The 26,849-nt window shown below is 35.0% G+C and carries 26 protein-coding genes; 4 read left to right on the top strand and 22 right to left on the bottom strand.

Annotated features, from left to right (window positions below; genetic code table 11):
- Positions 1-197: 197 nt before the first annotated feature.
- The 12 genes from murD to TX86_RS12030 all read right to left on the bottom strand — a co-directional run bounded on the left by murD (position 198) and on the right by TX86_RS12030 (position 14,850).
- The gene (murD, locus tag TX86_RS11975; RefSeq protein WP_042349025.1) at positions 198-1,550 is read right to left on the bottom strand and encodes a UDP-N-acetylmuramoyl-L-alanine--D-glutamate ligase; all 1,353 of its coding nucleotides are present in this window, start codon (positions 1,548-1,550) and stop codon (positions 198-200) included.
- Positions 1,550-2,527, bottom strand: a complete 978-nt coding sequence (gene mraY, locus TX86_RS11980; protein ID WP_042349027.1) for a phospho-N-acetylmuramoyl-pentapeptide-transferase — start codon at positions 2,525-2,527, stop codon at positions 1,550-1,552. Before mraY ends, murD begins: the two co-directional genes overlap by 1 nt.
- 166 nt (positions 2,528-2,693) lie before the next feature.
- Positions 2,694-4,163 carry a UDP-N-acetylmuramoyl-L-alanyl-D-glutamate--2,6-diaminopimelate ligase gene (locus tag TX86_RS11985; RefSeq protein WP_042349028.1) on the bottom strand — a complete coding sequence of 490 codons (1,470 nt, stop codon included), beginning with the start codon at positions 4,161-4,163 and terminating at the stop codon, positions 2,694-2,696.
- A gap of 215 nt (positions 4,164-4,378) precedes the next feature.
- A complete protein-coding gene (locus TX86_RS11990) occupies positions 4,379-6,292 on the bottom strand; it encodes a stage V sporulation protein D (RefSeq protein ID WP_042349029.1) in 1,914 nt (637 codons plus the stop codon).
- A 116-nt stretch (positions 6,293-6,408) separates the two neighbouring features.
- Positions 6,409-8,604: a penicillin-binding protein gene (locus TX86_RS11995; RefSeq protein WP_042349031.1), complete on the bottom strand. Its 2,196-nt coding sequence runs from the start codon at positions 8,602-8,604 to the stop codon at positions 6,409-6,411.
- Positions 8,604-8,957, bottom strand: coding sequence for a cell division protein FtsL (gene ftsL, locus TX86_RS12000; protein ID WP_081707643.1), 354 nt, complete (start codon positions 8,955-8,957; stop codon positions 8,604-8,606). The genes TX86_RS11995 and ftsL overlap by 1 nt, the downstream gene beginning before the upstream one ends.
- A 38-nt stretch (positions 8,958-8,995) precedes the next feature.
- A complete protein-coding gene (gene rsmH, locus TX86_RS12005; protein ID WP_042349034.1) occupies positions 8,996-9,928 on the bottom strand; it encodes a 16S rRNA (cytosine(1402)-N(4))-methyltransferase RsmH in 933 nt (310 codons plus the stop codon).
- Between the two features lie 66 nt (positions 9,929-9,994).
- The gene (gene mraZ, locus TX86_RS12010) at positions 9,995-10,426 is read right to left on the bottom strand and encodes a division/cell wall cluster transcriptional repressor MraZ (RefSeq protein WP_042349035.1); all 432 of its coding nucleotides are present in this window, start codon (positions 10,424-10,426) and stop codon (positions 9,995-9,997) included.
- A gap of 274 nt (positions 10,427-10,700) precedes the next feature.
- A complete protein-coding gene (murB, locus tag TX86_RS12015) occupies positions 10,701-11,612 on the bottom strand; it encodes a UDP-N-acetylmuramate dehydrogenase (RefSeq protein WP_230203613.1) in 912 nt (303 codons plus the stop codon).
- Positions 11,613-11,837: 225 nt separating this feature from the next.
- Positions 11,838-13,466, bottom strand: a complete 1,629-nt coding sequence (gene bshC / locus TX86_RS12020; protein ID WP_042349036.1) for a bacillithiol biosynthesis cysteine-adding enzyme BshC — start codon at positions 13,464-13,466, stop codon at positions 11,838-11,840.
- A gap of 106 nt (positions 13,467-13,572) precedes the next feature.
- The gene (locus TX86_RS12025; RefSeq protein ID WP_042349037.1) at positions 13,573-13,959 is read right to left on the bottom strand and encodes a DUF3397 domain-containing protein; all 387 of its coding nucleotides are present in this window, start codon (positions 13,957-13,959) and stop codon (positions 13,573-13,575) included.
- Positions 13,960-14,850, bottom strand: a complete 891-nt coding sequence (locus TX86_RS12030) for a 2-dehydropantoate 2-reductase (RefSeq protein WP_042349039.1) — start codon at positions 14,848-14,850, stop codon at positions 13,960-13,962. It lies immediately after the preceding gene.
- 263 nt (positions 14,851-15,113) lie between these two features.
- On the opposite strand from TX86_RS12030, the gene TX86_RS12035 reads away from it, so the two are divergent.
- The gene (locus tag TX86_RS12035; RefSeq protein WP_042349040.1) at positions 15,114-15,572 is read left to right on the top strand and encodes an N-acetyltransferase; all 459 of its coding nucleotides are present in this window, start codon (positions 15,114-15,116) and stop codon (positions 15,570-15,572) included.
- 96 nt (positions 15,573-15,668) lie between these two features.
- On the opposite strand, the gene TX86_RS12040 is transcribed toward TX86_RS12035, so the two are convergent.
- From TX86_RS12040 to TX86_RS12055, 4 genes are all read right to left on the bottom strand, one after another.
- Positions 15,669-16,274, bottom strand: a complete 606-nt coding sequence (locus tag TX86_RS12040; RefSeq protein ID WP_042349041.1) for an RsfA family transcriptional regulator — start codon at positions 16,272-16,274, stop codon at positions 15,669-15,671.
- Positions 16,275-16,369: 95 nt separating this feature from the next.
- Positions 16,370-17,131 (bottom strand): enoyl-CoA hydratase/isomerase family protein, encoded by a 762-nt coding sequence (locus tag TX86_RS12045; RefSeq protein ID WP_042349042.1) that lies wholly within the window; start codon positions 17,129-17,131, stop codon positions 16,370-16,372.
- A 325-nt stretch (positions 17,132-17,456) separates the two neighbouring features.
- The gene (gene rpmF, locus TX86_RS12050; RefSeq protein ID WP_019242418.1) at positions 17,457-17,630 is read right to left on the bottom strand and encodes a 50S ribosomal protein L32; all 174 of its coding nucleotides are present in this window, start codon (positions 17,628-17,630) and stop codon (positions 17,457-17,459) included.
- Between the two features lie 73 nt (positions 17,631-17,703).
- Positions 17,704-18,222, bottom strand: a complete 519-nt coding sequence (locus TX86_RS12055) for a YceD family protein (RefSeq protein WP_042349043.1) — start codon at positions 18,220-18,222, stop codon at positions 17,704-17,706.
- 310 nt (positions 18,223-18,532) lie between these two features.
- Between TX86_RS12055 and TX86_RS12060 the strand changes: the two genes are divergently transcribed.
- Entirely contained in the window at positions 18,533-19,744 is a 1,212-nt protein-coding gene (locus TX86_RS12060; RefSeq protein WP_042349045.1) for a nucleotidyltransferase, read from the top strand.
- Between the two features lie 51 nt (positions 19,745-19,795).
- On the opposite strand, the gene TX86_RS12065 is transcribed toward TX86_RS12060, so the two are convergent.
- Positions 19,796-20,779 (bottom strand): SepM family pheromone-processing serine protease, encoded by a 984-nt coding sequence (locus TX86_RS12065; protein ID WP_272867245.1) that lies wholly within the window; start codon positions 20,777-20,779, stop codon positions 19,796-19,798.
- Positions 20,780-20,814: 35 nt separating this feature from the next.
- Positions 20,815-21,606, bottom strand: coding sequence for a patatin-like phospholipase family protein (locus tag TX86_RS12070; protein ID WP_042349047.1), 792 nt, complete (start codon positions 21,604-21,606; stop codon positions 20,815-20,817).
- Positions 21,607-21,806: 200 nt separating this feature from the next.
- Here TX86_RS12070 and spoVV point away from each other — a divergent pair, with 200 nt between their 5' ends.
- On the top strand, positions 21,807-23,018 hold the full coding sequence (gene spoVV / locus TX86_RS12075; protein WP_042349048.1) for a dipicolinic acid transporter SpoVV: 1,212 nt from the start codon (positions 21,807-21,809) through the stop codon (positions 23,016-23,018).
- Positions 23,019-23,065: 47 nt separating this feature from the next.
- Here the strand turns inward: spoVV and coaD are convergent, their stop codons facing one another.
- The 3 genes from coaD to TX86_RS12090 all read right to left on the bottom strand — a co-directional run bounded on the left by coaD (position 23,066) and on the right by TX86_RS12090 (position 25,829).
- Entirely contained in the window at positions 23,066-23,548 is a 483-nt protein-coding gene (gene coaD, locus TX86_RS12080) for a pantetheine-phosphate adenylyltransferase (protein WP_042349049.1), read from the bottom strand.
- A gap of 17 nt (positions 23,549-23,565) precedes the next feature.
- Positions 23,566-24,132, bottom strand: a complete 567-nt coding sequence (rsmD, locus tag TX86_RS12085; RefSeq protein WP_042349050.1) for a 16S rRNA (guanine(966)-N(2))-methyltransferase RsmD — start codon at positions 24,130-24,132, stop codon at positions 23,566-23,568.
- A 296-nt stretch (positions 24,133-24,428) separates the two neighbouring features.
- Complete coding sequence (locus TX86_RS12090) at positions 24,429-25,829, bottom strand: stalk domain-containing protein (protein WP_042349051.1); 1,401 nt, start codon at positions 25,827-25,829, stop codon at positions 24,429-24,431.
- A gap of 157 nt (positions 25,830-25,986) precedes the next feature.
- Here TX86_RS12090 and TX86_RS12095 point away from each other — a divergent pair, with 157 nt between their 5' ends.
- The gene (locus TX86_RS12095) at positions 25,987-26,376 is read left to right on the top strand and encodes a DUF7147 family protein (RefSeq protein ID WP_042349052.1); all 390 of its coding nucleotides are present in this window, start codon (positions 25,987-25,989) and stop codon (positions 26,374-26,376) included.
- A gap of 138 nt (positions 26,377-26,514) precedes the next feature.
- Here TX86_RS12095 and TX86_RS12100 read toward each other — a convergent pair whose 3' ends face one another.
- Positions 26,515-26,790 carry a YlbG family protein gene (locus TX86_RS12100; protein WP_042349053.1) on the bottom strand — a complete coding sequence of 92 codons (276 nt, stop codon included), beginning with the start codon at positions 26,788-26,790 and terminating at the stop codon, positions 26,515-26,517.
- Positions 26,791-26,849 lie beyond the last annotated feature (59 nt).

Below are 26,849 nucleotides of genomic sequence, written 5' to 3' on the forward strand. Positions count from 1 at the left end.
GACAGCACTTTCTTTCGTTTAAAAAAGAGCCTTACCAACTAGAGCATCCATACAGAAGACTATAATCTTGTATGGCGCTACTTTAGTTGTTAAAGCTCTTCTAGGCACGTCTTCAAGTAAAGTATGTACATCTTGTAAACCATTATGTTCATAATCTTTGTCTACAATACGTACCTGTCATCACCATGTACAAGCTCTTACTTAAGCTTATGCACAGCTTCTACAAAAATGTCTCCTCGAACTTCAAAAGTTTTAAATTGATCCCAGCTTGCACAAGCAGGAGAAAGTAGAATTGTATCTCCTTCTACAGAATGCTCATAAGCTACTGGAACAGCCTCCTTAACAGTATCGACACGCATAATTGTCTCTATACCTGCTTCCTTGGCTACTCTTTCAATTTTTGGAGCAGTTTGTCCAAACGTAATAACTACTTTGACATTTTTTAATGCAGGGATTAATTCATCAAATTCATTTCCACGATCCAATCCTCCAGCAAGATAGATTGTTGGCTCATTGAACGACTGAAGAGCCTTCATTGCCGCTAAAATATTCGTTGCTTTTGAATCATTAAAGAAACGACGACCATTTACATTTTTCACAAACTGCAAACGATGGTCTACTCCTTTAAACGTTGTTAATACTTGATGAATCGCTTCATTATCTGCTCCTTTTATCTTGCAAACCGCAACCGTTGCCAGTACATTTTCTAAATTATGTTGACCTGGCAAAACAATTTCAGATAATGCAATTACTTTCTCACCTTTAAACATTACCCAGTCATCTGCCACATACGCACCATCTTCTACAACTTGCGTTGAAGAGAAAGGAACTAGTGTTGCTGACGATTGTTTTGCAATCTCCACAACCTTTTCTTGATCTGCATTATACACAAAATAATCTTCTTTTGTTTGTTGCTTCGTAATATTACTTTTCGCTTCACAATACGCATCGAAATCACCATGATAATCAAGGTGGGCTTCATACAAGTTAGTAATGAGAGCAATTTCAGGTTTAAACGAATGAATGCCCATTAATTGAAATGATGATAATTCCATAACAATTGTATTCTCATTCGTAGCTTCCATGGCAACACCAGAAGCTACTGTACCAATATTACCAGCAATAAGAGGTTTCTTTCCTGCTGCTTGTAATACTTCATGAATTAATGTTGTGGTTGTAGTCTTACCATTAGTACCTGTAATACCGATAATTGGAGCTTCGCTAATTTGGTAAGCGAGCTCTACTTCCGTAATCACTGGAATACCTTTCTCCAATGCACCTTTAATTAAAGGATTACTATATGGAATACCTGGATTCTTCACAATAACTTGGAAGCCTTCATCTAGAAGCTCAAGTGGATGTTCACCACAAATAACAGTAATTCCTTGTTCTAGTAAGTTTTGTGCTTCTGGATTTTCCGATAAAGGCTTGCGATCATTTACCGTTACAAAGGCACCAAGATTATGAAGTAACTGTGCTGCACTAACTCCACTCTTAGCAAGACCTAGAACTAAAACTTTCTTTCGCAAATATGTTTCTGGAGTTTTCATTATAACCACACCTCTAAATAGATTCCCAGTACGGCAAGTAATAAGCCGACTGACCAAAACGTTACAACTACTCTCCATTCAGACCAACCGCTCAGCTCATAGTGATGGTGAAGAGGACTCATCTTAAAGATTCTCTTACCTGTCGTTTTAAAGCTTGCGACTTGCAGAATAACAGAAAGGGTTTCAATAACGAATACTCCTCCTATTATAACAAGAAGTAGCTCAGAACTCGTTAATAAAGCAACAGTTGCTAATGCTCCACCTAAAGCTAATGATCCTGTATCACCCATAAATACTTTCGCAGGATGTGCATTAAATACAAGAAATCCAAGTAGTGCCCCTACAATCGCTACAGAGAAGATAGCAACATCATATTGTCCATTGCTCCATGCAATAACAGCGAATGCTCCAAACGCTATTGCCCCTGTACCTGATACTAAACCATCTAAACCATCCGTTAAGTTAACCGCATTCGAGAAACCAACTTGCCAGAAAATAATAATGACAACATAAAACCAGCCAACATTTAGTGCAATATCTGTTCCTGGAATAGCGATTTCCGGAGTAAATCCAGCTGTACCTTTATAAACAAAATAAAAAATAACGGCAATTACAATTTGACCAATTAACTTTTGTAATGAAGTTAATCCTAGGTTACGTTTCATTACTACTTTAATAAAATCATCTAAAAATCCAAGTACACCAAACCCTAAAGTAACAAATAATAATAAAAAGATATTTGTCGATGTCTCAGAGTATTTACTAATCATAACAAGTGTTGTAATTGTAATTGATAACAGGATGACTATTCCACCCATAGTAGGTGTTCCTGTTTTCTTTTGATGCGACTGCGGTCCCTCTTCACGTATACTTTGACCAAATTTCAAACGTCTAAGAAAAGGAATAAAAACAGGAGATAATAGTACTGTTATTAAAAATCCTGTTAGTATTGTGAAAAAAATTACTTGCTCCATCATTATTCTTTGACTTCCCTTCTCAGTGCGTAAAACGATTCACATAATAATGTCTTGCTTATACCTTTAATGCATAATATTTGTTTCATTAAAACTGTCAGCATCAATTTGATTCTAAACCATTCTTTCACACTCATAAATATATTATTTTTCAAAATCGAAAATGAAATTATTTTTCTAAAACTTCTCTTATTGCATCTCGTGCTATTTCACGATCATCAAAGTGATTTCTAATACCGTTCACCTCTTGATACGTTTCATGCCCTTTACCCGCAATTAAAATTACATCGTTTGCTTTCGCTTGACGAATCACCCAGTTAATCGCTTCTTTACGGTCTACAATAACTTTGTACTTGTCTCCTGTAGCACCCTCAACCATATCATTCAAGATTGCCTCAGGATCTTCTGTACGAGGATTATCCGAAGTAAGTACAGGTTGCATTGCTAATTCACAAGCTATCTTTGCCATGATAGGTCGTTTCGTACGATCACGATCTCCTCCACAACCTACCACTACATACGTAGTGCCCTTGGCAAACTCATTGACTGTTTCAAGTACATTCTCTAAGCTATCTGGCGTATGGGCATAATCAACGATAACTGTAAAGTCCTGACCGGCATTTACTAATTCAAAACGTCCAGCAACACCTGAAACATCTTCTAATGACGTAATGATTTGTTGAAGACTCATCCCTAGGCATAATCCTACCGAAGCTGCCGCAAGCACGTTATACACACTAAATTTCCCGATTAATTGCAATTGAATAGGTAATGATTCATTTACTGTTTCAATTGTAAACTTCGTTCCTGCTGAAGTAATGGTAATATCTTTTGCCATAATATCTGCATCTTGATCAATACCATAGGAAATAACATGTGCCGCTGTTGCTTTAATGAAATCATCTGCAGCCGCATCATCTTTATTAATTACCGCATATTTAGGTTTATTCTCATCAAAGGCATTACCAAGTTGAGAGAAAAGTAATGTTTTCGCATGTTTGTAAGCTTCCATTGTTTTATGGAAATCTAAATGATCTTGCGTTAAATTTGTAAATACCGCAATATCATAATCACAACGATGTACTCTACCAAGCTCCAACGCATGTGATGATACTTCCATAACAGCCGTATCAACTCCGCTCTCTACCATCTCATGAAAGATTTTTTGAAGAGTCACACTATCTGGTGTTGTGTTCTTTGTTTCTTGAATTACTTCACCAATCTTCGTGTACATTGTACCAATTAATCCTGTTTTCTTATGATCATCATGTAACAGTTTCTCTATTAAATGACTTGTTGTTGTCTTGCCATTTGTACCAGTGATACCAATTAAAGATAATTGTTGAGTGGGCTGTTTATAAAAAGCATCAGCCAACACCGCCATCGCTCTAGTTGTACTTTTAACCACAATTACAGGAACTGAAAGAGGTAATTCACGTTCAGCAACAATTGCTACTGCACCCTTTTCTACGGCGTTCGATGCTAAATCATGTCCATCTACTGTATAACCTTTAACACAAATAAATAAGCTTCCTTGCTTTACTTTGCGCGTATCGTTTTCTATTGAAGTAATAGTTGGATTTTGACTGTCATCACCTTTATATGAAGGTAAAGATGAAAGTAATTTATGTAATTTCATTCCTTCAATCTCCTCAATCTTTTTTTCAAACATAGTTTATCATACCGTAAAATGAAAAAGTTTTCTATGTGAATGTCATATATTATTATCAATATACATCTTTTTAAATATAATTCTTAGATTTCCAAAGAAAGCGACTGAATTATCAGTCGCTTTCTTTAGGTTGCCATTAAACTCTATATAACGGTTCTCTATTTAATAATCACTCACACTTATTAATCACCAAGGTAAATTCGTATTGTAGACCCTTCTTTAACTTTCACCCCTGCCTCCGGAGCTTGTTTAACAACTTTATCCCCTTTTCCCGAAACATCTAACTTCAATGTAGAGAACTGTGTATATAATTCTTGTTTTGTCATACCAACTACATTTGGAATTTCCACCATAATTGGATCTGTAATATTCTTTTCCTTTGCCAAACCACCTTTACGAGGCTTTACGTCTAAAGCAATCAACGCATCTTTCATAATATTACCAACGATTGGAGCTGATACTGTACTACCAAATTGAACAGTTCCTTTCGGATTATCAACCGCGATATATACAACTAATTGTGGATCGTCTGCCGGAGCAAACCCGATAAAGGATACAATATGGTTATTTTTAATATATTGACCATTTTGTACCTTTTGAGCTGTTCCAGTTTTTCCTCCAACACGATATCCTTCAATAAATGCTTTCTGACCAGATCCCAGTGCCACAACTGATTCTAATGCTTCTCTTACTTTTTTAGAAGTGTCTTCTGAAATGACACGACGCTTCTCTTGAGCTGTCTTACGCATGGTCACTTCACCTGTTACTGGGTCAATTAATTGCTTTGCTACATAAGGAGTATACAAGATTCCACCATTGACCGCCGCTGAAACAGCTGCCACTTGTTGAATTGGTGTAACAGAGACACCTTGACCGAAAGCTGTTGTTGCTTGCTCAACTGGACCAACACGATTTAAATCAAAAAGGATCCCAGTTGCTTCACCTGCTAAATCAATACCTGTTCTTGTTCCAAAGCCAAATTTTTTAACATATGAAAAAAGCGTCTCTTTCCCTAAACGGTTCCCTAACTCTACAAATCCAGGGTTGCAAGAATTTTGTACAACTTCTAAAAATGATTGATGCCCATGCCCACCCCTTTTCCAACAATGCAAGGTAGCTCCCCCAACTTTTGTATATCCCGGATCATAAAACCCTTCATGCTCTAAATCTACTTTCTTTTCTTCAAGTGCCGCTGCTAATGTAATAATTTTAAACGTAGAACCAGGTTCATACGAGCTCCACACTGGAAGATTACGATTATACACATCTGGTTTGACCTCTTGATATTTAGATGGATCAAAAGTAGGTCGACTTGACATCGCCAGTATTTCACCATTATTCGGATTCATAGCAATACCAATAATTCCATCAGGATTGTATGTTGCTTCTGCAATATCCATTTCTCGCTCCATAATAGTCTGTATTTTGCTATCAATCGTTAATTGCAGATTCTTTCCATTGGTTGGTTCTTTATAATCATCCACCATGTTCTCCATGCGCTTACCTTTCGCATCCGAATAAAACCGAACATGTCCTCGCTCACCTTTTAATTCATCATCGTACGTCAGTTCAACGCCCATTAACCCTTGATTATATTTTCCTGTAAACCCAAGTACATGTGATAAATATTGACCAAAAGGATAATAACGGACAGAATCTTCTGCAATAAAAACACCTTTTAAACTGAAGGCTTCTATTTCTTTAGCTTTTTCATGAGAAATTTTTGTTCCCTCTGAGAGACGAACATATACTTGATTCTTCGTAATTTCCTTATATACTTTGTCAACAGACGCGTCCAAAACATTCGCTAGCTTCGCTGCCGTCTCATTTGCATTCTCAACTTGTCTTGGAACAACATATACAGTAGGTGCACTTAAATTGGTCGCAAGCGCTACGCCATTACGATCAACAATTTCCCCCCTTTTAGGTTCAAAAGGAATATCTCGACTCCAAGAGTCTTTTGCTTTCCCAGTTAATGTATTTCCTAAATATAACTGAACATAACCAAGCCGCAATGCAATCAATAAAAATACCAGCAATCCTATAAGAAAAAAAATCAGCAATCGTTTCCGTACCGTTACATTCGAAACGCGCACTTCTTACACCTCCTGTACATGCTATCCAAAATGTATGCTTGTACAATAGAGATTAGAACAAAAAAAGCCATCTTAAACGTGATTCTTAATCACATTTAAGACAGCCTTTCTAATAGCTAATCATAAACTTCATCTTCGACTTTTTTATTACTTTCTTCCTTTTTCGGATCAGGTGATTGTAATTCTATAATGAAGTATTCCCCTTTCGAAATAGCTTCACCTGCTTTAATGTTTTGCTTCGTCACATAGCCACTTCCACTTACATTTAAATCCAATTCACCTAGATTTACGATTTTCATGACATCTCGTAATGACCAACCTGTTAAATCATGCATTTTCATCGGTCCATTTGTTTTCAGGACCACTTTTTCACCTTGGATGATCATGGTGTCAACTGCTGGAGCCTGCTGAGTTATCATATCACCTTCACCAAGCACTACCACTTCATATCCATGTTCTTTCAACTCTTGTGATGTTTCACTAACTGATTTACCAACATAATCTTTAATTTTCATTGACGATTTTTTTGTAGTATTTGCTGGTTTAATATTATAATATCGCAAACTATTACTCATAACCGGATTGAAAATTTCCGAAATACCATCCGCAGCTGTTTTACCCGAAGGTAACTCTGGCTGTAACATCGCAACATACATCGTTAATTGAGGATCCTCGGCTGGTGCTGCACCAATAAAAGAAAACCAATAATCAGTAAAGCCTGATAAATATCTACCATTTGGTCCAGGTATTTGTGCTGTACCTGTTTTCCCAGCAACCTTATACCCGTCAATTCCATATATATGCCCTGTACCTTTCTCATCCGAAACAACGGTTTCCAAATAACCTAATACCGTTTTTGCTGTTTCTTCGGAAATTGGTTCTCCTGCAACAGTTGGTTTTGTCTTTTCAATTACATTTCCTTTTGAATCTTTAATTTCGTCAATAACATACGGCTTCATCATTTTTCCTTTATTAGCAATCGCAGAAAATGCTTGAATTTGCTGAATCGGCGTAATTACTGACCCTTGTCCGAATGCAGTTGTAGCCTTCTCTACCTTCTCTTTAAATAGAATTTTACCACCAACTTCATTTGGCAAGTCAATACCTGTCGGTTCATCAAATCCAAATTTCGTTAAATACTCACGGAATTTCTCTTCACCAAGCTGTTCAAGAGCAATCTTAACAAATGCAACATTTGACGAACGTTGCACACCTTGTAAATAAGTCATCCATTTACCTGGTGTAATCCCTCGATGGTCTTTCAATTCACTTCCCTGAACTTTATACTTACCAGCCTGAAAATAAGCATTTGGTTGAAATACTCCCTCTTCCACAGCCGCAGCTAAAGTAAATGCCTTCATTGTTGATCCTGGTTCAAAATTCTCCTCAATAGAAAGGTTTTTCCAAGTATCACTCAATCCTTCTTTTGTATTAGGATTAAATGTAGGTCGTTGGCTCATTGCCAATATTTCACCTGTTTTGGGATTCGATACAATCGCAATTAATTTCTTCGGATTATATGTTTTTTGCACTTTACTCATAGAGTCTTCTAGTAAGGACTGAATTTTTTTATCAAGTGTCAATTGTACATCTTCACCATTTTTTGGTTGAATTATCTTTTCTTCTTTGCCTGGAATTAAAAAGCCCCATCGATCACTCTCATAATTCATTTTCCCATTTGTACCTTCTAGCTTAGATTGCAAGGCTTTTTCAAGCCCTAATTTACCTGTAACATTTTCTTTCTTCGTTTTTTCATTATACTGATTTTCAGCATATCCTATGACATGAGAAGCAAATACACCATTAGGGTAATATCTTTTCGTACCTCTCACAAAAGTGATACCTGGTAGTTTTAAAGCTTCAATTTTGTTTTTCTTTGCATAAGAAAGCCCACGACCAGCTGCTCCGAATTCTACTTGAAACGCACCTTTATTCGAGAGAATTTTTAATATCTTACTCTCATCCATATCTATATACTTTGCTAGTTTTTTGGCTGTTTCTTCAGGATCAACAACATGTTTTGGGTTATTTTCATCAACCGTCATTTTACTACTTAAGATAGCAATTAACGTATAAGAAGATGTATCCTCAGCAATAACAGCACCATTTCGGTCCGTAATACTTCCTCTTGACGATTCAATACCTGCTTGTTTTAGCGTTTTCTCCTGAGCTTTAGTGGCTAATACTTGTCCATCAACTTGTCCTGTAACTTGTATGTAAATAAAACGTCCAGCTAAAACAAAAAAGAGCAGGACGAAGAATACAAATAGTATCGCTGCTCCAATGTTCATATTTTTATTCTTGATATACATTAGTCTTGCACAACCTTAACATTGTTTTCATCTAATTTCAGACCAAGTTTTGATGCTCTTTCCCAAATTCTTTCATAGCGGCTTAACTCACTTACTTCAACATTTAAATCATTATTTACTTTTACCTGTTCTGTTACTTTTGTTTGTAACGTTTGAATTTCTTGATTCATGGTATATAGCGTATATTGATTTGAAATGACTTTTACAGAGATCATTGTAAATAGTAATGCACACGCAACGAAAAGTACTTTCTCTCCTAATGTGATCCTTGATTTGGGGATTAATACCTTTGTAACGATAGTTTGAGATTGCTGGGTTTGTTGTTGTTCTGTTGCGGTTTTTCGTGCTAACATACTCAAAAAGTCCCCCTCCACATATTTACTGTATAGTCTTATAGTTTCTCTGCAACTCTCAGCTTGGCTGATCGTGCTCGATTATTTGCTTGTAATTCCTCTTCACTAGGCAATATAGGCTTTCTCTTAACAAGTTTCAAAACTGGTTTAAACTCATCAGGAATAATAGGTAAACCTGGTGGTAGTGGAGGTAAATCACTTTTTTCTTTAAAGACACTTTTACAAATACGATCCTCTAATGAATGGAAGGTAATTACCGAAATACGGCCGCCTTTTTTCAGAAGATTGATACCTTGTTCTAGTGATTCTTCAAACACCTTCAATTCATCATTTACAGCAATTCGAATAGCTTGAAATACTCTTTTTGCAGGATGACCACCCTTCCTGCGAGCAGGTGCTGGAATTCCTTCCTTAATTAACTCCACAAGCTCATAAGTTGTCTCAATTGGCTTAATTGCTCTTTGTGCTTCGATTTTTCGAGCTATTTGCTTTGAGAACTTCTCTTCTCCATACTGAAAGAAAATTTTCACAAGCTCATTATATGACCAATTGTTCACAACATCATAAGCAGAAAATGTAGCATCTTGGTCCATTCTCATATCAAGAGGTGCATCATGTTGATAGCTGAAGCCTCTTTCAGGTGTATCAAGCTGTGGAGATGAAACACCTAAATCGTATAAAATACCGTCTACTTCAGTGATGCCACGAGCATTTAACTCTTCTTGAATATATTTAAAGTTACTTTGGATGAATTCAACTTGATTACCATATGACTTTAGTTTTTCTTTCGCATTCTCAATTGCTGTAATATCCTGGTCGAATGCATAGAGTTTACCACCCGCTGTAAGCTGCGATAATAAATATTCACTATGCCCTGCACCACCTAAAGTACAATCAACATAAATGCCATCTGGCTTAATCTTTAACTCATCTACTGTTTCTCTCAAAAGAACTGTTACATGTTTAAACAAAAACTTCAACTCCAATCGATAAATAAATAGCCGCTTTTCAAGCATATTGTGAATTCAACAGCAAGCTCAAAAATCAAAGTCGACCATATTTTCAGCTAATTCAGCAAAAGTATCTGCTGATTCTGTAAAATAGTCTTCCCATTGAGACTTACTCCAAATCTCGATTCGATTGGAAACTCCTAAAATCACACATTCCCTTTCAAGCTTTGCATAAGAAGTCAGCTGCATAGGGATATTAATCCTCCCTTGCTTATCTAACTCACATTCTGATGCCCCCGAAAAGAAAAATCTAGTAAATGCACGAGCGTCTTTCTTAGTAAGTGGTAGTGTTTTCAACTTATCTTCAATAAGTATCCATTCTTCAAGGGAATATCCAAATAAACATTGGTCTAAGCCACGAGTTATAATAAACTGATGCCCTAATTCTTCTCTAAATTTACTAGGAATAATTAGGCGGCCCTTTATATCAATGTTATGGTAATATTGTCCCATGAACATATACCTAACCCCACTTTCTCTATTTTAGAGTACCACATCCTCCCACTTTTCTCCACTGATTTTAGTATTCTTTTTCCACTTCGCCATACCCTTCACACAAATTTCGAACATTTCTCCAGCATTCCACAGAATCAAGTAAAAAGACTGTAATACATTAGGATAAAACCATAATAATTTAGCAGTTTTGGTTATATACTCTCAATTTTTGAAACACGATTTTCACAAATAAAAAACACCTTTCACAAAATGTTGCGAAAAGGTGTTTTCTTTTAAATTAGTTTTCTCCGATAATTTTCACTTCTGTTTCAAGCTGAATACCAAACTTTTCATAAACCGTTTTTTGTACATGTTGAATTAATTCGATATAATCGCTTGCCGTTCCATGATCCACATTTACCATAAAACCTGCATGCTTTGTTGAAACTTGCACTCCTCCAATTTGAACGCCTTGTAGATCACTATCTTGTATTAACTTACCCGCGAAATGACCTGGTGGACGCTTAAACACACTACCACATGAAGGATATTCAAGAGGTTGCTTAGATTCTCGTAAATATGTCAGCTCATCCATTTTCTCTTTTATACTTGTTGCATCTCCAGTTTCACATAGGAACGTTCCTTCGAGTACACAATAATTCTTCTTCGCAAACGCACTTGTGCGATACCCAAAATCGAATTCATCTTTTGATAACGTTCTTAAATTCCCTTCTTCGTCAAGAACGATGGCACTTTCTAAAACATCCTTTACTTCTCCACCATATGCTCCTGCATTCATGAATAATGCTCCACCAGCTGTACCAGGAATTCCACAAGCAAATTCAAGACCCGTTAAATTGTGAGCTTGTGCTGTACGAGAAACATCAATAATTGTAGCGCCACTTTGAGCAATAATTCGATTCCCATCTACTATTATTTGATTCAGTTTTGTCAGAATCATTACGATTCCTCTAATCCCACCATCTCTTATGATAAGATTTGAGCCATTACCTAGAATCGTAAGCGGAAGATCATTTTGTTTTGCATACTTATAAACAGCCTCTACTTCACTATAAGATGTTGGAAGTACTAATAAATCGGCATGACCACCCGTTTTTGTAAACGTATATTTTTTTAAAGGTTCATTTTGAAATACATGTTCTTCATGCATTAATTTTTTTAAGTCATTATATATGTGTAATATATTCACGTATCTTTTCCTCTTTTATCTAAATTTCGTTTTACACCTACTCTATTGTAACAACTTCTCAATAGATGAGACAATTGCAATTGCATTATTCCCAAAAAGTTCAAAGAAAAAATAATACAACTCGAAACAACAATATTACTCCATTATATATCATATGCTTTCATTACAAAAAAAGAACAAGGACAAAAACGCCCTTGTTCCTTTATAAACCAAATACAATATCACTTACACAATAATAACTTTATGAAATGGATTAGCCTCTAATGGTAAAGCAAGCAATTCATCTACAAAACGTGGTCCATATTGATTTAAATAATAATAAATATTTATTAATCTTTCTTGTGGACCTCCATTTGGTCTAAGCGCATTATTAATACTCGTAAACTTCTGTATCGTATGTTGATGCTTACTTTCCAAAGTCTGCTGCACTTTATCTTGAATAAATTCTAATTGACTTTGGATAATGTCTACATTTTTTTTCAGCAGTGGTTCAAGGCCCCTGTCTATATCTAGAGCAGCATGAGAAAATAATGTATGGTTTTGAATTAATTGTTGTTCCATTTTGTGATACACAGATGATACGTGATCATCTTCTATTGTTGATAAAAACCTTTGTTTCGCTTTTTCAGTACCTTGTACAAGCGCTTCATAAATGTCCATATCAACTTCTTGTAACGCTTTATTTATTTTTCTCTCAAGAATAGTAATATTCATTCTAGGAACGATTGGTGGTAATTTCATTTCCAAGTGTTCAAAAGCTTGCTTTAACTCGGCCCAATAAGCAATTTCACCAGGTCCTGAGATAAATGCTAATACAGGGAAAACATTTTCTTGCATCATCGGACGAGTAACAACGTTGTTACTCAACTTCTCTGGCTCGCATTTAGCGATTTCAAGCAATTCATCCTTCGTAAACGAAATAGAATGACTCTTTCCTGTGAAACAACCTTTTTCTTCATCATATTCTAATAAAACGCGCTCTTGATCGTTATAATAGAAAAGATTCGCGTTACGATCGTCCATCCCAATCGTAATAGAATATCCTTTATTTTTAATTAACTCTTGTTGTTTGCGTACTTCAGCATTAATTTCTCGATTTTGCATAATTAGTGTTTCAAAGAAAGAAGATTGAATCTTTCTGAAAGATTTATCACCAGAATCAATTAATAATAAGCCATGATTTTTGAATAATTCATTGATGATACAAGAGAAGAACGATGTAAAGTTATCAAATTGATGACAATACTGTTGAAGCTTTCGGTAGAGCTCTTTCGTAAAGACTGTTTCTTCAAAACTTGAAAACACACCTTGTAGCCATTGTTCCAACGATTCTTGATCAATAGGCACATCCGAAATCATTGCTTTCGTCTCCACAGCTGTACGATAAACCTTCTTATGGAAGCTACCTTCTTTTTCAACGTATACATGATTTACTTCATCTAAATCATGATCTTCCCCGGCAATCCAAAACACAGGTATTACTGGCTTTTGCAACTGGTTTTCTTGCTCTTTGGCAAGTTTAATAATAGAAATCACTTTATGAATTGTATATAATGGCCCCGTCAACAAGCCAGCCTGTTGACCACCGATTACAACTACTGAATCCTCTTGTTTAAGTCTTTCAATATTCTCTCGCACTTCGGGAGAAATACCAAATTGCGTTAAGTATTTTTCTATAACAAGGGCTAAATCTTTTCTGTTAAAAGATTGCTCCATCAAATCATGATATCTTTGTTCATATACCTTTGCTTCTTTTAAATCATAATGAAAGTAATCATCCACACCCTCAAGATTTTTCACATAATCAGAAGCAAATTTATTGATAGATGGCAATACAATTTCTTTTATTTCCATCACAGACTTCCTTTCCAAAACTTCATCATGTCTCTTTAAAGTATATCACCAGCAAGTATAATTACAAAAAATTAGCCCACTTCATACGTTAAAAAACATGTATTTCTTATAGTAGATTAATAAGATTCGCAACAAGACCATAACCTACTAATAATACATAAGCTATGCTAAATAAAAACGAATTAATTCGCAAAACTCCCTTTAAAACGTTCACTATCACAATTTCTTCCTTTACCTTATGATGCACAATTACTACAAGCATTGCCGATAATAGGACGATCATTAAAATAGCCCATAGCAATGAAACTTGCCAAATTGAAAGGATAAAAAAGTGAACAGAACTAATTAAAAGGATGAAACTACAATTCAATGCAACACTCATAGATTTCCGATGTTTTTTTGTTATTTGCTTTGTTACAACAAAAACAATTATATAACCTATAAACGGAAAAGTGACAAGGGTTGCTATAAAACCTGAGAACAAACCCTCCATTTAGCTCTCCTTTCTTTCATACTCCTTTCCTTTTATCATGCAATAAAGATTATGTGTGATTGGTGCATGAGCCTGTTTTTCTTCAGCTAATTCAAGTATGTAACCTAATATAGAATCAATTTCAGTCGGACGCTTTTCTTCAATATCTCGTAACATTGAAGAACGATTTTTTGCTGTTTTTTCACAAACCGCTAGAACATGTTGCAACACTTTATCAGGATTCTTAAAAGCAAGAAGAGATGCAATTTCTTTAAAGTAGTTTATGAATATAGTGTTATAATATGGATTCGTTAAAAGTGTTCCATTCGTCACCTCAAATATTGCTGTAAGAGGATTAATCATAGCATTCACGATTAATTTTCGAGTTAACATTTCTGTATAATCCACTTCAAACTGAAACGGAAAGTTCGGTAGCTCTTTTAACCAATGTATATTATCCAACTCACCAGAATAAGAGGCTATCTTAACTATTCCCTCTCCACTATGTAATACAGCACTCGCATTCTTTTTTAAAGCCCCATGCTCCACCACACCAACATAAACCTCATTCGTTGCTGCAAGCGCTTCAAGATACTTCAAATGCCCCATACCATTTTGCACAAATAATAATTTACTATGTAGATTAGTCAAATATGGAATGACTGCAGGCAAATGATATTGCTTAACCGCAATAATTATTAAATCATGATTACGAATTGCTCCTTCATTTAATGGAGTAGCTTCAATAAGGAGTGTACTTTGTTTGCTATCTTTCTCTAAACAAAGACCATTACTATTTATTTCTTCCGCTTGTTGCTCACTTCGCGTGTATACTGTCACAGTATGTTTTTGAGCGAAATATGCACTTAGTAATAAACCTATCGATCCTCCACCAATTATTCCAATTCTCATTATGATCCCTCATTTTTATAATGTAACGTTATTTTAGCAAAAATGTGATTATTGTGGAATAAAGCAATTAAAAAGAAACATAAAAAGTTAGAGAACTAATTGAATAAAGTATTCAATAGAAGTATTTTCACTAAATGTAGTATATAATAAATATTAGGTAATTTACTAAATATGCTGTATATTACCAAAGTTATAATTATATATACAAACATACGAGTTAGGGGCAGAATGTAAAACGAAAGCAAAACAAGGGGGATAAATGAATGAAGTGTAAAATTGAACGTCTATTAGTCAATTATAAAACACTTGAGGAATTTAAAAAATTTAAAGAGTATGGTATACAAGAGTTATCGATGCTTGAAGATTTAGAAACGAACATCATCGAGAACGATAGTGAATCACCTTTTTACGGCATTTACTACGGGGATAAATTAATCGCAAGAATGTCACTCTATAAAAGAAGCGCTAAATTCGACCAATATTTCACACCACCTCAAGAATATTTAGAGCTATGGAAATTAGAAGTTCTTGTTCCATACCAATTCAAAGGCTACGGAAGAGCACTTGTTGAATTCGCAAAGAGCTTTAACCTACCAATCAAAACAAATCCAAGAGTTCGATCTCATGAATTTTGGAAGAAAATGAATTTTGAAAGCGTTTCCTATGATATGGAACGTGATTTAGGTCAAAATCCAGTCATCTGGAAACCTGCTACAAAATAACATATTAATAACCACTTAAAAGAGGTGATTCTCTAAGTAAAAACTTAGAACCACCTCTTTTTTATTCAATCATTCAAAGGATAAAAGAAATGACTCTTACTTCTTCACCCTTTCTAAATTCCCGTTTTTGTCCATTTGAAATTTCACTTTTTGGTTTTTCCTTCCATCTTCTGATACTACCATTTTCCTAGCTTTATCCATAATTTCAATAAGAGCCCGATAATCATCCTCAACAATATGAAGACGATCCTCTAAATCTCTCACTTCTTTCTTTAATTCTTCGTTTTCCTGACAAAGGAAATCTATTTCATGTTTCAATTTTTCTTCCTCAATTCCTTTACTAGTCGAGTTTCTTTGTAAAGAAATAAGGAAAGCAATAACATCCTCTAAACTTAAAATTGCCACACTTTCGCTCATCTCATGATCTACAGTTTCGTTTTCAAATACATCCTCTTTTTCATTCAAGCGAAATTTTTTATTTTCTTTTCTTTGCTTTTTAGCTAGTTCAATACCCGAATTATATTGCTTTCTAACATATGAATTCCATCTGAATCCACACGCTGCTGATGTTCGAGATAACCTCTTCCCAACCTCTTCAAACGCATTCAACTGCGTACTACCTTCTCTTATATGACGCAAAACAAGCTCTGCTAGAATTAAATCTTCATCTTGTGTCCAAGCATCTTGTCTAGATACAGACATCTTTCCACCCTCCTCGCAAGGTTTTACTACATATTTATGCACTTGCTAGAAAAGATAGAAACAATTATGAATTATTTTAACAATCTATATAAATACTACTTTCGACGATTTCTAAATTGCGCTACAGCCTCATGGTGCTCATCACTTTCCCAAAGCTTGGCACAAAGCCTAATTTCTTCTTCCATACGCTTCTTTAAATCTGTCATATTCCATTTTCGTACAAGCATTTGCTTATAGGCTTGCAATACACCACTCTGTTTTTCTTTAAACGTTTGTAAAATCGCATTTAACTCACTATCTTCTTTTATGATTTCCGAAATATACCCAGCGTCTTTCGCTTCAGTCGCAGGCAAAATAGATGCCGACCATAATAGTTGAAAGCCTTGTGCCGGTGAAATTCTTTCCATAAGCAGAGTGCCACCGCCCCACCCCGTGGTTATGCCTTGATTTCCTTGCACAAAACCCATTTTCGCTCTTTCATGAGCTATTCGAATATCACAGGCTGCCGCAATCTCACAACCCCCTCCAATAGCTATACCATTCACATAGGCAATTGTCGGCTTAGGAAATGTTGCAAGCTTATACAGCACATCCCCCATTTGTGATAGCATACTATACGCCTCTACTTCTGTTTTTAAGGCATGGAACTCACTTAAATCTCCTCCTGAACAAAACGCCTTCTCTCCCGCACCTCTAATGACAATCATTTTCACATCGTCATTTGTTCGCATCTGTTCAAGTGCTTGATTAAACTCATTGATAAGGCCAAAATTAATAGCATTATATTTCTCAATTCGATTAATCGTTAACGTACAAACCCCTTCGTTTATTTCTCTCTGCAGAAGCTGTTCACTCATGTCTTAATTCCCCTTTTCCTGTACTATAATACAAACTCTTTTTTATTATACAAAATATTGAAATAATTTAACTAGTAATAAGAAAAACCGGTACCGATCATTTTTGATTGATGTTTACACTGCCTGGTTTACTCCCAACCAAAAAAGAGCTATGCACCAAAAATAAGACGAGCTGTTCTTGGAAGCCCACCTTTGGTTTTCAAAATAGTTTGGCTTATTTCCAAACATGGTAGGTGTAAGGTTGGACAGAGAAAAAACGGCACTATTGTTAATCAAAAAAAGGTCGTAATGAAAAAATTCATTACGACCTTTTATTTGAAAGCAATTATTTGCTTACAACTTCTTTACCTTTGTATGTTCCACATTCCTTACATACGCGGTGAGCAAGTTTCATTTCACCACAGTTTGGGCAACTTACCATACCAGGTACCTCAAGTTTAAAATGAGTGCGGCGTTTTCTTTTTACAGTTTTAGACGTTCTTCTAAATGGTACAGCCATTATTCCCACCTCCTTAAAAAAATGGTTTAAGAAGAAGGACCGGATAAATCCCGAATCTTCTTGTTACATATTATTATTTGTTGTCGTTATCGAAGAATTTTGCGAGACCCGCTAAGCGTGGATCAACTTTCTTCTCCTGCGCTTCTTCAGTAACCACAGACCAATCATTACCTGATTGAGGAGCAGCACCTTCTGGATGAGCATCTTCGCAAAATACTTGCATCGGTACTTCTAACAATAAGTTCTCTCTTATAACAGGTGTTAAATCAATGACATCTCCTTTAACAACGGTATAAAACTCGTTATCTAAGTCAGTTAAATCATCATTCAACAAAAAGGTTTCTGTAGTCTCAATATCGATTGGATGTTTCACGTCTACAAATGTTCTTGCACAAGGCAAGGTTAACACTCCTGTTAAATGGATATGAAATGTAATATTCGTTGCATTTATATCCGCTCTACCAGTAACATGAATTGGGGAAACATCGCGTATTTGCTTATCTGCTTCCTTAATATCTGAAACATCAATACTTTCATCGAGCACAAGCCCTTTAGCCCGATACTTCTGAAGTTGAGTTATTGTCCATTTCATTCAAATCACCTCAAGGCAACAAAGGTAATTATAGCTTTCATTTTATTGATTGTCAATATAATTTCTTTACAGCCTTTTTCCTTCATTTTTGTCTATTATGTACGAGTACATACTTTTTAATCTCTAGTATTGTAGCACTATTTATATAGTAAACGCAAAACGATTAAAAATATAAAGAGTAACTATATTTTAAAAGCATTTTCTTACTATGTATTGTTCTAAAATAGATATATGCCTTATTCATTGAGTTTGTTCTTATAATTGGTATCCTCTATAATGTAAGAAAGAATTTCTCATATGGAGGTTATGTATGAAGGCCGTTGGTTTAATTGTAGAATACAATCCATTTCATAATGGACATCATTACCATGTTAAGACAAGTAAATTACAAAATGATGCTGACGTTGTTATTGCCGTTATGAGCGGTTCATTCCTGCAAAGGGGGGAACCTGCCCTTGTTAGCAAATGGAATAGAGCGGCTATGGCCTTACAGGGTGGAGTAGATTTAGTTATTGAACTCCCCTATATCTATAGTACGCAGCATGCTGAACACTTTGCTGCTGGAGCGGTAAGCCTCCTTGAAGCATTACGCTGTGACACCTTTTGTTTCGGTAGTGAAAATGGTTCCATTGAGGCATTTCTTTCAAAACACAAACAAATGACTGAACACACAGAAGAAATAAATGAATCCGTTCGAGGCTTTATTAAAGAAGGTAATAATTACCCTAAAGCTATTTCGTTAGCACTTGAACACTTAGGATTGCAACAAGATGGTGACCTCGACTTAACAAAACCTAATAATATTTTAGGCTATCAATACGTTCGTGCAGCTCTTGAATCTAACTATCGTATACAACCCACTCTTATTAATCGTATTGCAGCCGGATATCACGATACCCAACTTCCTACCGGTACAATCGCAAGTGCAACAAGTATTCGCAAAGCTTTACTGGATAGCGACCAAGAGACAAATACAACAGAATCATTTATGCCAGCTTATACGTATCATGATTTAAAAAACTACATACAAACATTTGAAATATTGCATCAATGGGAACATTATTGGTCACTACTACAATATAAATTAATCTCAAGCACAGTAGAAGAATTAGAAAAAATTTATGAAGTAGAGGAAGGCATTCAGCATCGAATGAAAGAAGCAGCACTTGTATCTAATACATTTGCAGAATTTATCATGAAAGTAAAAACTAAAAGGTACACAATGACACGACTCCAAAGAATTTGTGTCCATATTTTAACACACACAAAAAAAGAAAAAATGAAACGCTGTCTTGAAGAACCTGCCTATCTTCGCATACTAGGTTTCACTGAGAATGGAAGAAAATACTTAAATGAAAAGAAAAAAAGCGTAGAACTGCCTCTCATCTCAAAAATAGCAAACGTTCAGCATGAAGCACTTACCTTCGATATACAAGCGAGTATTATCCATTCGCTTGCTTTACCACAAAACAAGCAAAAAAAAATGATTCAAAGAGAATATCAACAGCCTATTATTGTATAAATTCAAGCCACATAAACCCCTATCTCAAATGAGTTAGGGGTTTATGTACTATTATTTTTCCTTTAACTTCTTCAAATAATTCAGTGCGTCTTCCATTGTATCAACTGGAACAATCTTCATTTTTGTTTTTATATCTTCAGCTGTTTTCTTTGCTATAACATAATTCGAATCTTTACTTCCATTCTCATTTGGTGCAAAGAAAATTTCCGCACCACTTTCTGAAGCAGCAACTATTTTTTGATCAATACCACCAATAGCGCCCACTTCACCTTTTTCATTAATGGTACCTGTACCAGCTATTTCATAACCTTTCGTAATATCTTCTTTCACTAACTGATTATATATCTCTAATGAAAACATTAAGCCTGCTGAAGGACCACCAATTTGGTCGCTATTAATAGAAACATGTGGCGTTGTTTTCACTTCGATATCATCAATCAAAATGATGCCAATACCTAACTTTCCGCTTTCAGGTATTTTTTTCAGCTTTACACTTTTATGTAAAACTTCCTTATCTCTAATAATTTCAAGTTTAACAAAATCCCCTTGCTTATGCTTAGCAATATCATCTGTAAACTCATGTGATGATTTTAGCTGCTTTTCGTTTACTTTTGTAATCCGATCTCCAACTTTCAGAACATCAGCTGCTGGCATTCCATTAACTAATCCATATACATATATACCATTATAAAACGTTTTGTACGGTTTACCAGCTTCACGGAAAGCACTAATTATCGCGTCTTCTTTAGAGCCCTCCATCATGTGAAGCTGACGCATTTCATACTCATCATCTGTTTCGTCTTCTCGTCTAATCTCATCATCCTTATAAATACTCCAATAATCGACAACTTTAGCTAATGCATATGTGAAAATATTCGCTTTTCCCATTTGAACTGTCGTCAACATGAAACTTCCCCTTGCATCCGTTCCGTTATCTACCTCAATAATAGGTTCTAGCTCTTTGGCCATACCAGGTTTAGAAACATAGTATGGTAAAGGTATAAAGTATGCACATAGTACAAATAAGCAAATCATGATTAGAAATCCTTGTAATATCCTTCTCCCCTTCATTAATACGGACCTTCTTCCCACTTTTCAATTTCTCTTTTTATTTGATCTATATGTTTCCTTGTCTCACTTTCACCAATTGCGATAATTTCTTCAATATTCGTAAAAGCTCGCGAACTAAACTGTTCTACTCTCGGTCTAATCATCACATTGGATTCAATTTCTCGATTTCTTACAATCTCCATCTGAAGAATATCTAATGATTGCATAATTACATCATAAATTGAAGTCACTTCCATATCCTGTTTCACATGAGATACATCAACTGCTATAACATAATCAGCACCCATTTCTTTAACAACAGAAACTGGAACTCTATCGACTACTCCACCATCAACTAATAACTGATTTCCTATTTTTTCAGGAGTAAATATGCCCGGAATAGCGATACTAGCCCTGACAGCATCAGCAACGCTTCCTTCCGTAAAAACTACTTTATCACCCGTTTTTATATCGGTTGCTACAACAGCAAGCGGAATATCTAGCTCTTCAATTTTCTTTGCATGAGTAAATATACTAATAAATTCCTTAATTCTATTACCTTTAATTAAGCCCATTTTTGGTACAGTGAAATCTAAATAATACTTTCGCTTAAACTTTGTAACAATTTTATATAATTGTTCAAGATCCGTACCTGCTGAATACATACTACCAACTAGTGCACCCATACTACTGCCAGCAATATATGATATAGGGATATTTTCTTCCTTCAACACTTTAATTACCCCTACATGCGCAAAGCCTCTTGCACCTCCTGAACCAAGAGCAAGACCAATTTTCGGCTTCTGTTTCAAAAGAAAAGCTCCTTTCTAAATAATTTTACTTGATTCATAATACTAGTTCTAAAAAAACTGCTTACGAGTATATTTTGTTATGAGGACAAGATATCTTTTTAACAAAATTGTTCTTTTAGTAATACTTATACGTATGTACGATATTTTATCACTGCACGACATACATGCAAAGATAGAAAACTTCCTAGGAGGCCTGTTATGTGAATAAATCTGTTTTCAAATCACTCGTCCTAGCTCTAGGGGCTACAATATTAGCAGTAGCACTCATTAAGTATCCACAGCCTTCCTTAGAGGCTTCAATTCGTGGCGTAAATATGTGGTGGGAGATTGTCTTCCCATCTTTACTACCTTTCTTTATCATATCTGAAATGCTAATTAGCTTTGGTGTAGTAACCTTTATCGGTATCCTATTAGAGCCTCTCATGCGTCCATTATTTAGAGTTCCAGGTGTTGGTGGATTTGTTTGGGCAATGGGAATGGCTTCCGGCTTTCCATCTGGAGCTAAACTCACAGCAAGATTTCGCAAAGAAAAGCAATTATCAAAAATTGAAGCAGAGCGACTTGTTTCTTTTACTAACTCATCGAATCCTCTCTTTATTTTCGGTGCTGTTTCGATTGGTTTTTTTCAAAACCCAACTCTCGGTATTGTTCTAGCTATCGCTCATTATGTAGGTAACTTCTTGGTAGGAATTATGATGCGATTTTACGGCGGTAAAGAGACCGTAAAGGAAGTCAAAGAAAGAAATAACCATTCCATCAAACAAGCATTTAAAGAATTACATCGAACACGTATTAAAGATCAACGTCCAATAGGAAAAATGCTAGGAGATGCCGTATTATCTTCAATCGAAACACTCCTAATGATTGGTGGCTTTATTATATTATTTTCGGTTATTAATAAACTATTATTCGTTATGAATATAACAGGTACTCTCGCATATGGATTTAATTATTTATTAACTGTTTTACATATACCACAAGATTTTAGTATTCCTTTAATAGCAGGTTTATTTGAAATCACACTTGGCTCACAAATGACCAGCGGTGTACATGACACCTCCCTCTTGTTCCAAGCGATTATAACAAGTTTTATTCTAGCTTTTAGTGGCTTAAGCGTACAAGCCCAAACAGCTAGCATTCTAGCTCAAACAGATATCCGATTCATGCCTTTTTTCATAGCACGTATCATTCACGGATTTATCGCTAGTTTCATTACATTAATTATATGGAAGCCCGTTTATGAAAAACTCGTGACAAAATCTACAGTAACCGACACAATACCGACTATGGTCCAAGCTCAATCAGACTGGTTTACCCAAATTCTTCACTTCTTAGCTAACATCGGGCCTTTTATAACAATCTTATCGTTAATGCTATACGTTACACTATATTATAAACGCACACACACCTAAAAAGCTGAGCGCTTTGATGGGGTTCCATCAAAGCGCTCAGCTTTTCTTCAACAACAATTTTTTCCTTTTAGCGCTTCTTCTACAATAGGTGGTACTAATGATGAAATATCACCTTTATATTTCGCTACCTCTTTAACAATGCTAGAACTTAAAAAAGAATATTGACTATTTGTCATCATAAAAAATGTTTCAAGATGCTCATCTAGTACTCGGTTCATTGAAGTACCCTGCATCTCATATTCAAAATCAGATACAGCACGTAATCCTCGAATAATCGCATTTGCATCAATGCTTTTTGCATAATCAACAAGTAGTCCTTGAAAAGAATCGACCTTTACATTCGGTATATGACCTGTGACACTTTTAATCAACTCTACTCGTTCTTCAACTGTGAATAACGGATGTTTAGAAGAATTATTTAAAACTACTACATATAATTCATCAAAAATTTTCGCACCACGTTGTATAATATCGATATGTCCGTTTGTAATAGGATCAAAACTCCCTGGACATACTGCTATTTTTGACATCAGCTTTCCTCCTACAGCTACTCATTCGCTATCTTGTTATAAGTATAAATAGAAATCGTTATCATTCCATATGCTTCATGTTTCCATCGTGTAAGAGATCCAAGGTGATCAGGTAATTCAACATCATCACTATGTTCACAAACAATGATGCCATTTTCATCCAAAAGTTTGTTTTCTGAGATAACAGATAATAGACTTTCTAGCTTTTGTTTCTTATAAGGTGGATCTAATAAAATTAGATCAAAAACCAATTCACGTTTAATTAATGCTTTTAACGCTCTTTCACTATCATTTTTATAGACTTCAGCATGATTGGTTAAGCCACAAGCCTCTAAGTTAGCTCGCACAGTTGAAACCGCTTTAAATTCCCGATCTACAAACACTGCACGCTCCATCCCTCTACTTAATGCCTCTATACCAAGGCCTCCGCTTCCCGCAAAAAGATCTAATGCAAACCCACCTTCAAAGTATGGTCCAATCATGTTAAAGATTGATTCCTTCACCTTATCAGTTGTTGGTCGAGTTGAGACGCCTGGAACTGCTTTCAAAGGTCTTCCCTTGCATTCACCCGATACAACCCTCATATACAATCACCACTATTCAATTTCTGTATTAATTTCTATATTATCCTAACACATTCATTTTCCATCGCCAATAATAAATAAAAAGATAAAAATTTACAGTCATGAATAACACTATTCTTTTTGGTCATACTATTTAGTAACAACACCTTTATCGAGGATGTTGTTGCCAACCGCGGAGAAGACTTACGTTTCCCCATAAGTTCTTCCTCCGGTTTCTCCTCTCCCTTTCCCTTCTATCCTTTGACGGAAATAGAAGGACCCTGCAGAATTTCTGCAGGGCTTTTTTTAAAAAGAAATTAATTAGTGATAATCGATATTTTTTCATCATCTTCTGTAATAGTCATTCCAAAAATATCTTTAAACCAATCCGCATGTAAATAGTATTCACCATTCTTAATGGTTAATGGAGCTGACGCAAGTGAATAATCAATTCCATTTAATATAAAGACATTTTTATTAGGATACAATCTTATAGAATCTTCATCTTTCGTTAATAAAATATGGTCATCGCCATTTAGATCATACGTATATCCCGCTAATTTCATAATTGGTAGAAACGGAAGTAAGAGTTTTTCATCTTGATAATAAAACTTCCCTTGTAGAGACTTTCCATTCACTACTACGTCTCTCGTATCTTCATAATAAAGCGGAATTAGGCTATTTTTTTCATTACTATTCATTTGAAAAAACGTTGTATTTTTTCCTTTTATATTTGATAAAATACCATCTAATCGAGCCGCTGTTAATGGCTTGTCTTCTGATAGAGCAACATCAATAAAAGACTTTATTTGAGGCTCATATAGCTCTTTCCTAATTAAATCAACCATAGCATTTACTTTTGAACTACCATCCGTTTTATTAGTATACAAATTCTCCAAAATATACTGTTGCCATTTTTCCTGCTCATTTTCAAATGGGAAAGTAGTATTCACATATAAATCAGAAATTTTATTTTTTAACTTCTGAGCATTATTCACATTATTAATTATTAATAAATTCTTATTAATCTCTTCCTGATGCTTAGAAGTCAAGATAACTACACTTTCCTTAACTGTTGGAAATTCTTTGAGCATTGATGCTACTTGTTTGAGCGCAGGTTTATAATTTTTTTCATAATAAATATTAGGGCCATCATCTATTTTTTCATGATTTAACTCACCTTGTTGATAATATAACGGATATACAGGGCCGTCCCCTTCAAACACATAATAATCAACGTATTGTTTATTTGTTTTTCCTACCTGATTCGCCAAGGCTGCCCAGCTACCTGTACGGCTTCCCTCAACTGTCATTTCTACCTTTGCTTTGTTTGTTTTAACGTTTTTTAATTGTAATGCCCAATCATGTAGCATCATGCTATTCTGTTTAGAATTAAATGGAATGCTATAGTTAAATGTTATATTTTTTTCATCTTTTTTTAAGGACACAGTATCATCTGTAATCTTCTTTCCATCAACGTCAATTTCTACATTTAAATGATTTTCAAGCTTATAATTCCCCTTTTTTAAATCCGACATCGTTTGACTTACTTGTAATGTTTTTTCATTTTGTTGGATTCGAATATGCTGTTCCACTATGGATGGATGATTCTTTTCATTTAATACTTCATCTTTGGAATACACACTCCATTGCCAAAACAGCACCCCACTAGTCGCCAATAATAAAATGAATAAACTCGTAACAAATGTTCGTACCATGGCATTTTCCCCTTAGACATTATTCCTAATACAAATTTACCAAATATATCTATATAATAACCAACTAAATTCTTACAACTTAGAGAATTCTTCATTTTTTCTTCATTACGTGGTAAAGTTATACTTAACTTTTGACTGTTAGAAAGGAGCAAGCACTGTGATACAACGCTTTATAGAGCTTGGTGAAGGATATTCTGATCTTTATGAACTCATTGAGATAGGACGAGCGAACAAAGAACGAGTTGCCTTCTTATTAGCGCTACAAACAAAGAAAAATGAAAAAGAAGTAGTTTCTCTAGCTATTATATTAAAACCAACAAATCCAGGAAATTTCCAACCTATTTATATCTGTAGAGAAGGTATTCCAAATCCAGAATCTATTCCTAATAAAAGATATGATATGTTTCAAGAGCTCGCTACGCAAATAGATAAAAACATTATTAAGATAGATATAAAGCCATCTACTTTATTCCCAGAAAAGGAGTTATTCTACCAGCACTTAATTGGTATACTACGAATGAACCGCTATCTAGCACCTCTTTCATAGTAGATATTACTTATATCGGTTATAATGTTCAAACTCTTAAACATCTTTTTTGTGACAATAAATATAGTTAAACATCTTATGGGCCTATGTAATTTCCTGTAAATATAAAAAGATGAGTAGTACAAACTACTCATCTTTTTATATTCCCATCTTATAATCGTATTCTTTAGCTTTATCCGGCTTGGAATTTTCAAAGTTTGTCTTTAAAAAAGGTTTATATGACTCTTCAACTTTTTTAACAAATGAATATGAGTTAAGTTTCTCAACAGTTGCAGCTACGTCATCCATATTGGTGTACAAGACAACATATTTCATTTTTTTCGAAACATAGTGAATATTCCCGAACCTTCTAAGCATCTTTACTTGCTTTAAAGTATGCAAATAAACAATGATTCCTTGTCTAGCACCAAGCATTACAAAAAACTCCTAATAAATATTTACAAGTAGTGTAGCATATACAAGTCTTTATTATC

The sequence above is a fragment of the Bacillus massiliigorillae genome, from assembly GCF_000380245.2.
Taxonomy (GTDB): Bacteria; Bacillota; Bacilli; order Bacillales; family DSM-1321; genus Bacillus_AD; species Bacillus_AD massiliigorillae.

What these genes read in the sequence shown, in the direction of transcription:
- murD (WP_042349025.1), bottom strand. Translation starts at nt 1,550, where the DNA reads ATGAAAACTCCAGAAACATATTTGCGAAAGAAAGTTTTAGTTCTAGGT.
- mraY (WP_042349027.1), bottom strand. Translation starts at nt 2,527, where the DNA reads ATGATGGAGCAAGTAATTTTTTTCACAATACTAACAGGATTTTTAATA.
- TX86_RS11985 (WP_042349028.1), bottom strand. Translation starts at nt 4,163, where the DNA reads ATGAAATTACATAAATTACTTTCATCTTTACCTTCATATAAAGGTGAT.
- TX86_RS11995 (WP_042349031.1), bottom strand. Translation starts at nt 8,604, where the DNA reads ATGTATATCAAGAATAAAAATATGAACATTGGAGCAGCGATACTATTT.
- ftsL (WP_081707643.1), bottom strand. Translation starts at nt 8,957, where the DNA reads ATGTTAGCACGAAAAACCGCAACAGAACAACAACAAACCCAGCAATCT.
- mraZ (WP_042349035.1), bottom strand. Translation starts at nt 10,426, where the DNA reads ATGTTCATGGGACAATATTACCATAACATTGATATAAAGGGCCGCCTA.
- bshC (WP_042349036.1), bottom strand. Translation starts at nt 13,466, where the DNA reads ATGGAAATAAAAGAAATTGTATTGCCATCTATCAATAAATTTGCTTCT.
- TX86_RS12025 (WP_042349037.1), bottom strand. Translation starts at nt 13,959, where the DNA reads ATGGAGGGTTTGTTCTCAGGTTTTATAGCAACCCTTGTCACTTTTCCG.
- TX86_RS12030 (WP_042349039.1), bottom strand. Translation starts at nt 14,850, where the DNA reads ATGAGAATTGGAATAATTGGTGGAGGATCGATAGGTTTATTACTAAGT.
- TX86_RS12035 (WP_042349040.1), top strand. Translation starts at nt 15,114, where the DNA reads ATGAAGTGTAAAATTGAACGTCTATTAGTCAATTATAAAACACTTGAG.
- TX86_RS12040 (WP_042349041.1), bottom strand. Translation starts at nt 16,274, where the DNA reads ATGTCTGTATCTAGACAAGATGCTTGGACACAAGATGAAGATTTAATT.
- TX86_RS12045 (WP_042349042.1), bottom strand. Translation starts at nt 17,131, where the DNA reads ATGAGTGAACAGCTTCTGCAGAGAGAAATAAACGAAGGGGTTTGTACG.
- rpmF (WP_019242418.1), bottom strand. Translation starts at nt 17,630, where the DNA reads ATGGCTGTACCATTTAGAAGAACGTCTAAAACTGTAAAAAGAAAACGC.
- TX86_RS12055 (WP_042349043.1), bottom strand. Translation starts at nt 18,222, where the DNA reads ATGAAATGGACAATAACTCAACTTCAGAAGTATCGGGCTAAAGGGCTT.
- TX86_RS12060 (WP_042349045.1), top strand. Translation starts at nt 18,533, where the DNA reads ATGAAGGCCGTTGGTTTAATTGTAGAATACAATCCATTTCATAATGGA.
- TX86_RS12065 (WP_272867245.1), bottom strand. Translation starts at nt 20,779, where the DNA reads ATGATTTGCTTATTTGTACTATGTGCATACTTTATACCTTTACCATAC.
- coaD (WP_042349049.1), bottom strand. Translation starts at nt 23,548, where the DNA reads ATGTCAAAAATAGCAGTATGTCCAGGGAGTTTTGATCCTATTACAAAC.
- rsmD (WP_042349050.1), bottom strand. Translation starts at nt 24,132, where the DNA reads ATGAGGGTTGTATCGGGTGAATGCAAGGGAAGACCTTTGAAAGCAGTT.
- TX86_RS12090 (WP_042349051.1), bottom strand. Translation starts at nt 25,829, where the DNA reads ATGGTACGAACATTTGTTACGAGTTTATTCATTTTATTATTGGCGACT.
- TX86_RS12100 (WP_042349053.1), bottom strand. Translation starts at nt 26,790, where the DNA reads ATGCTTGGTGCTAGACAAGGAATCATTGTTTATTTGCATACTTTAAAG.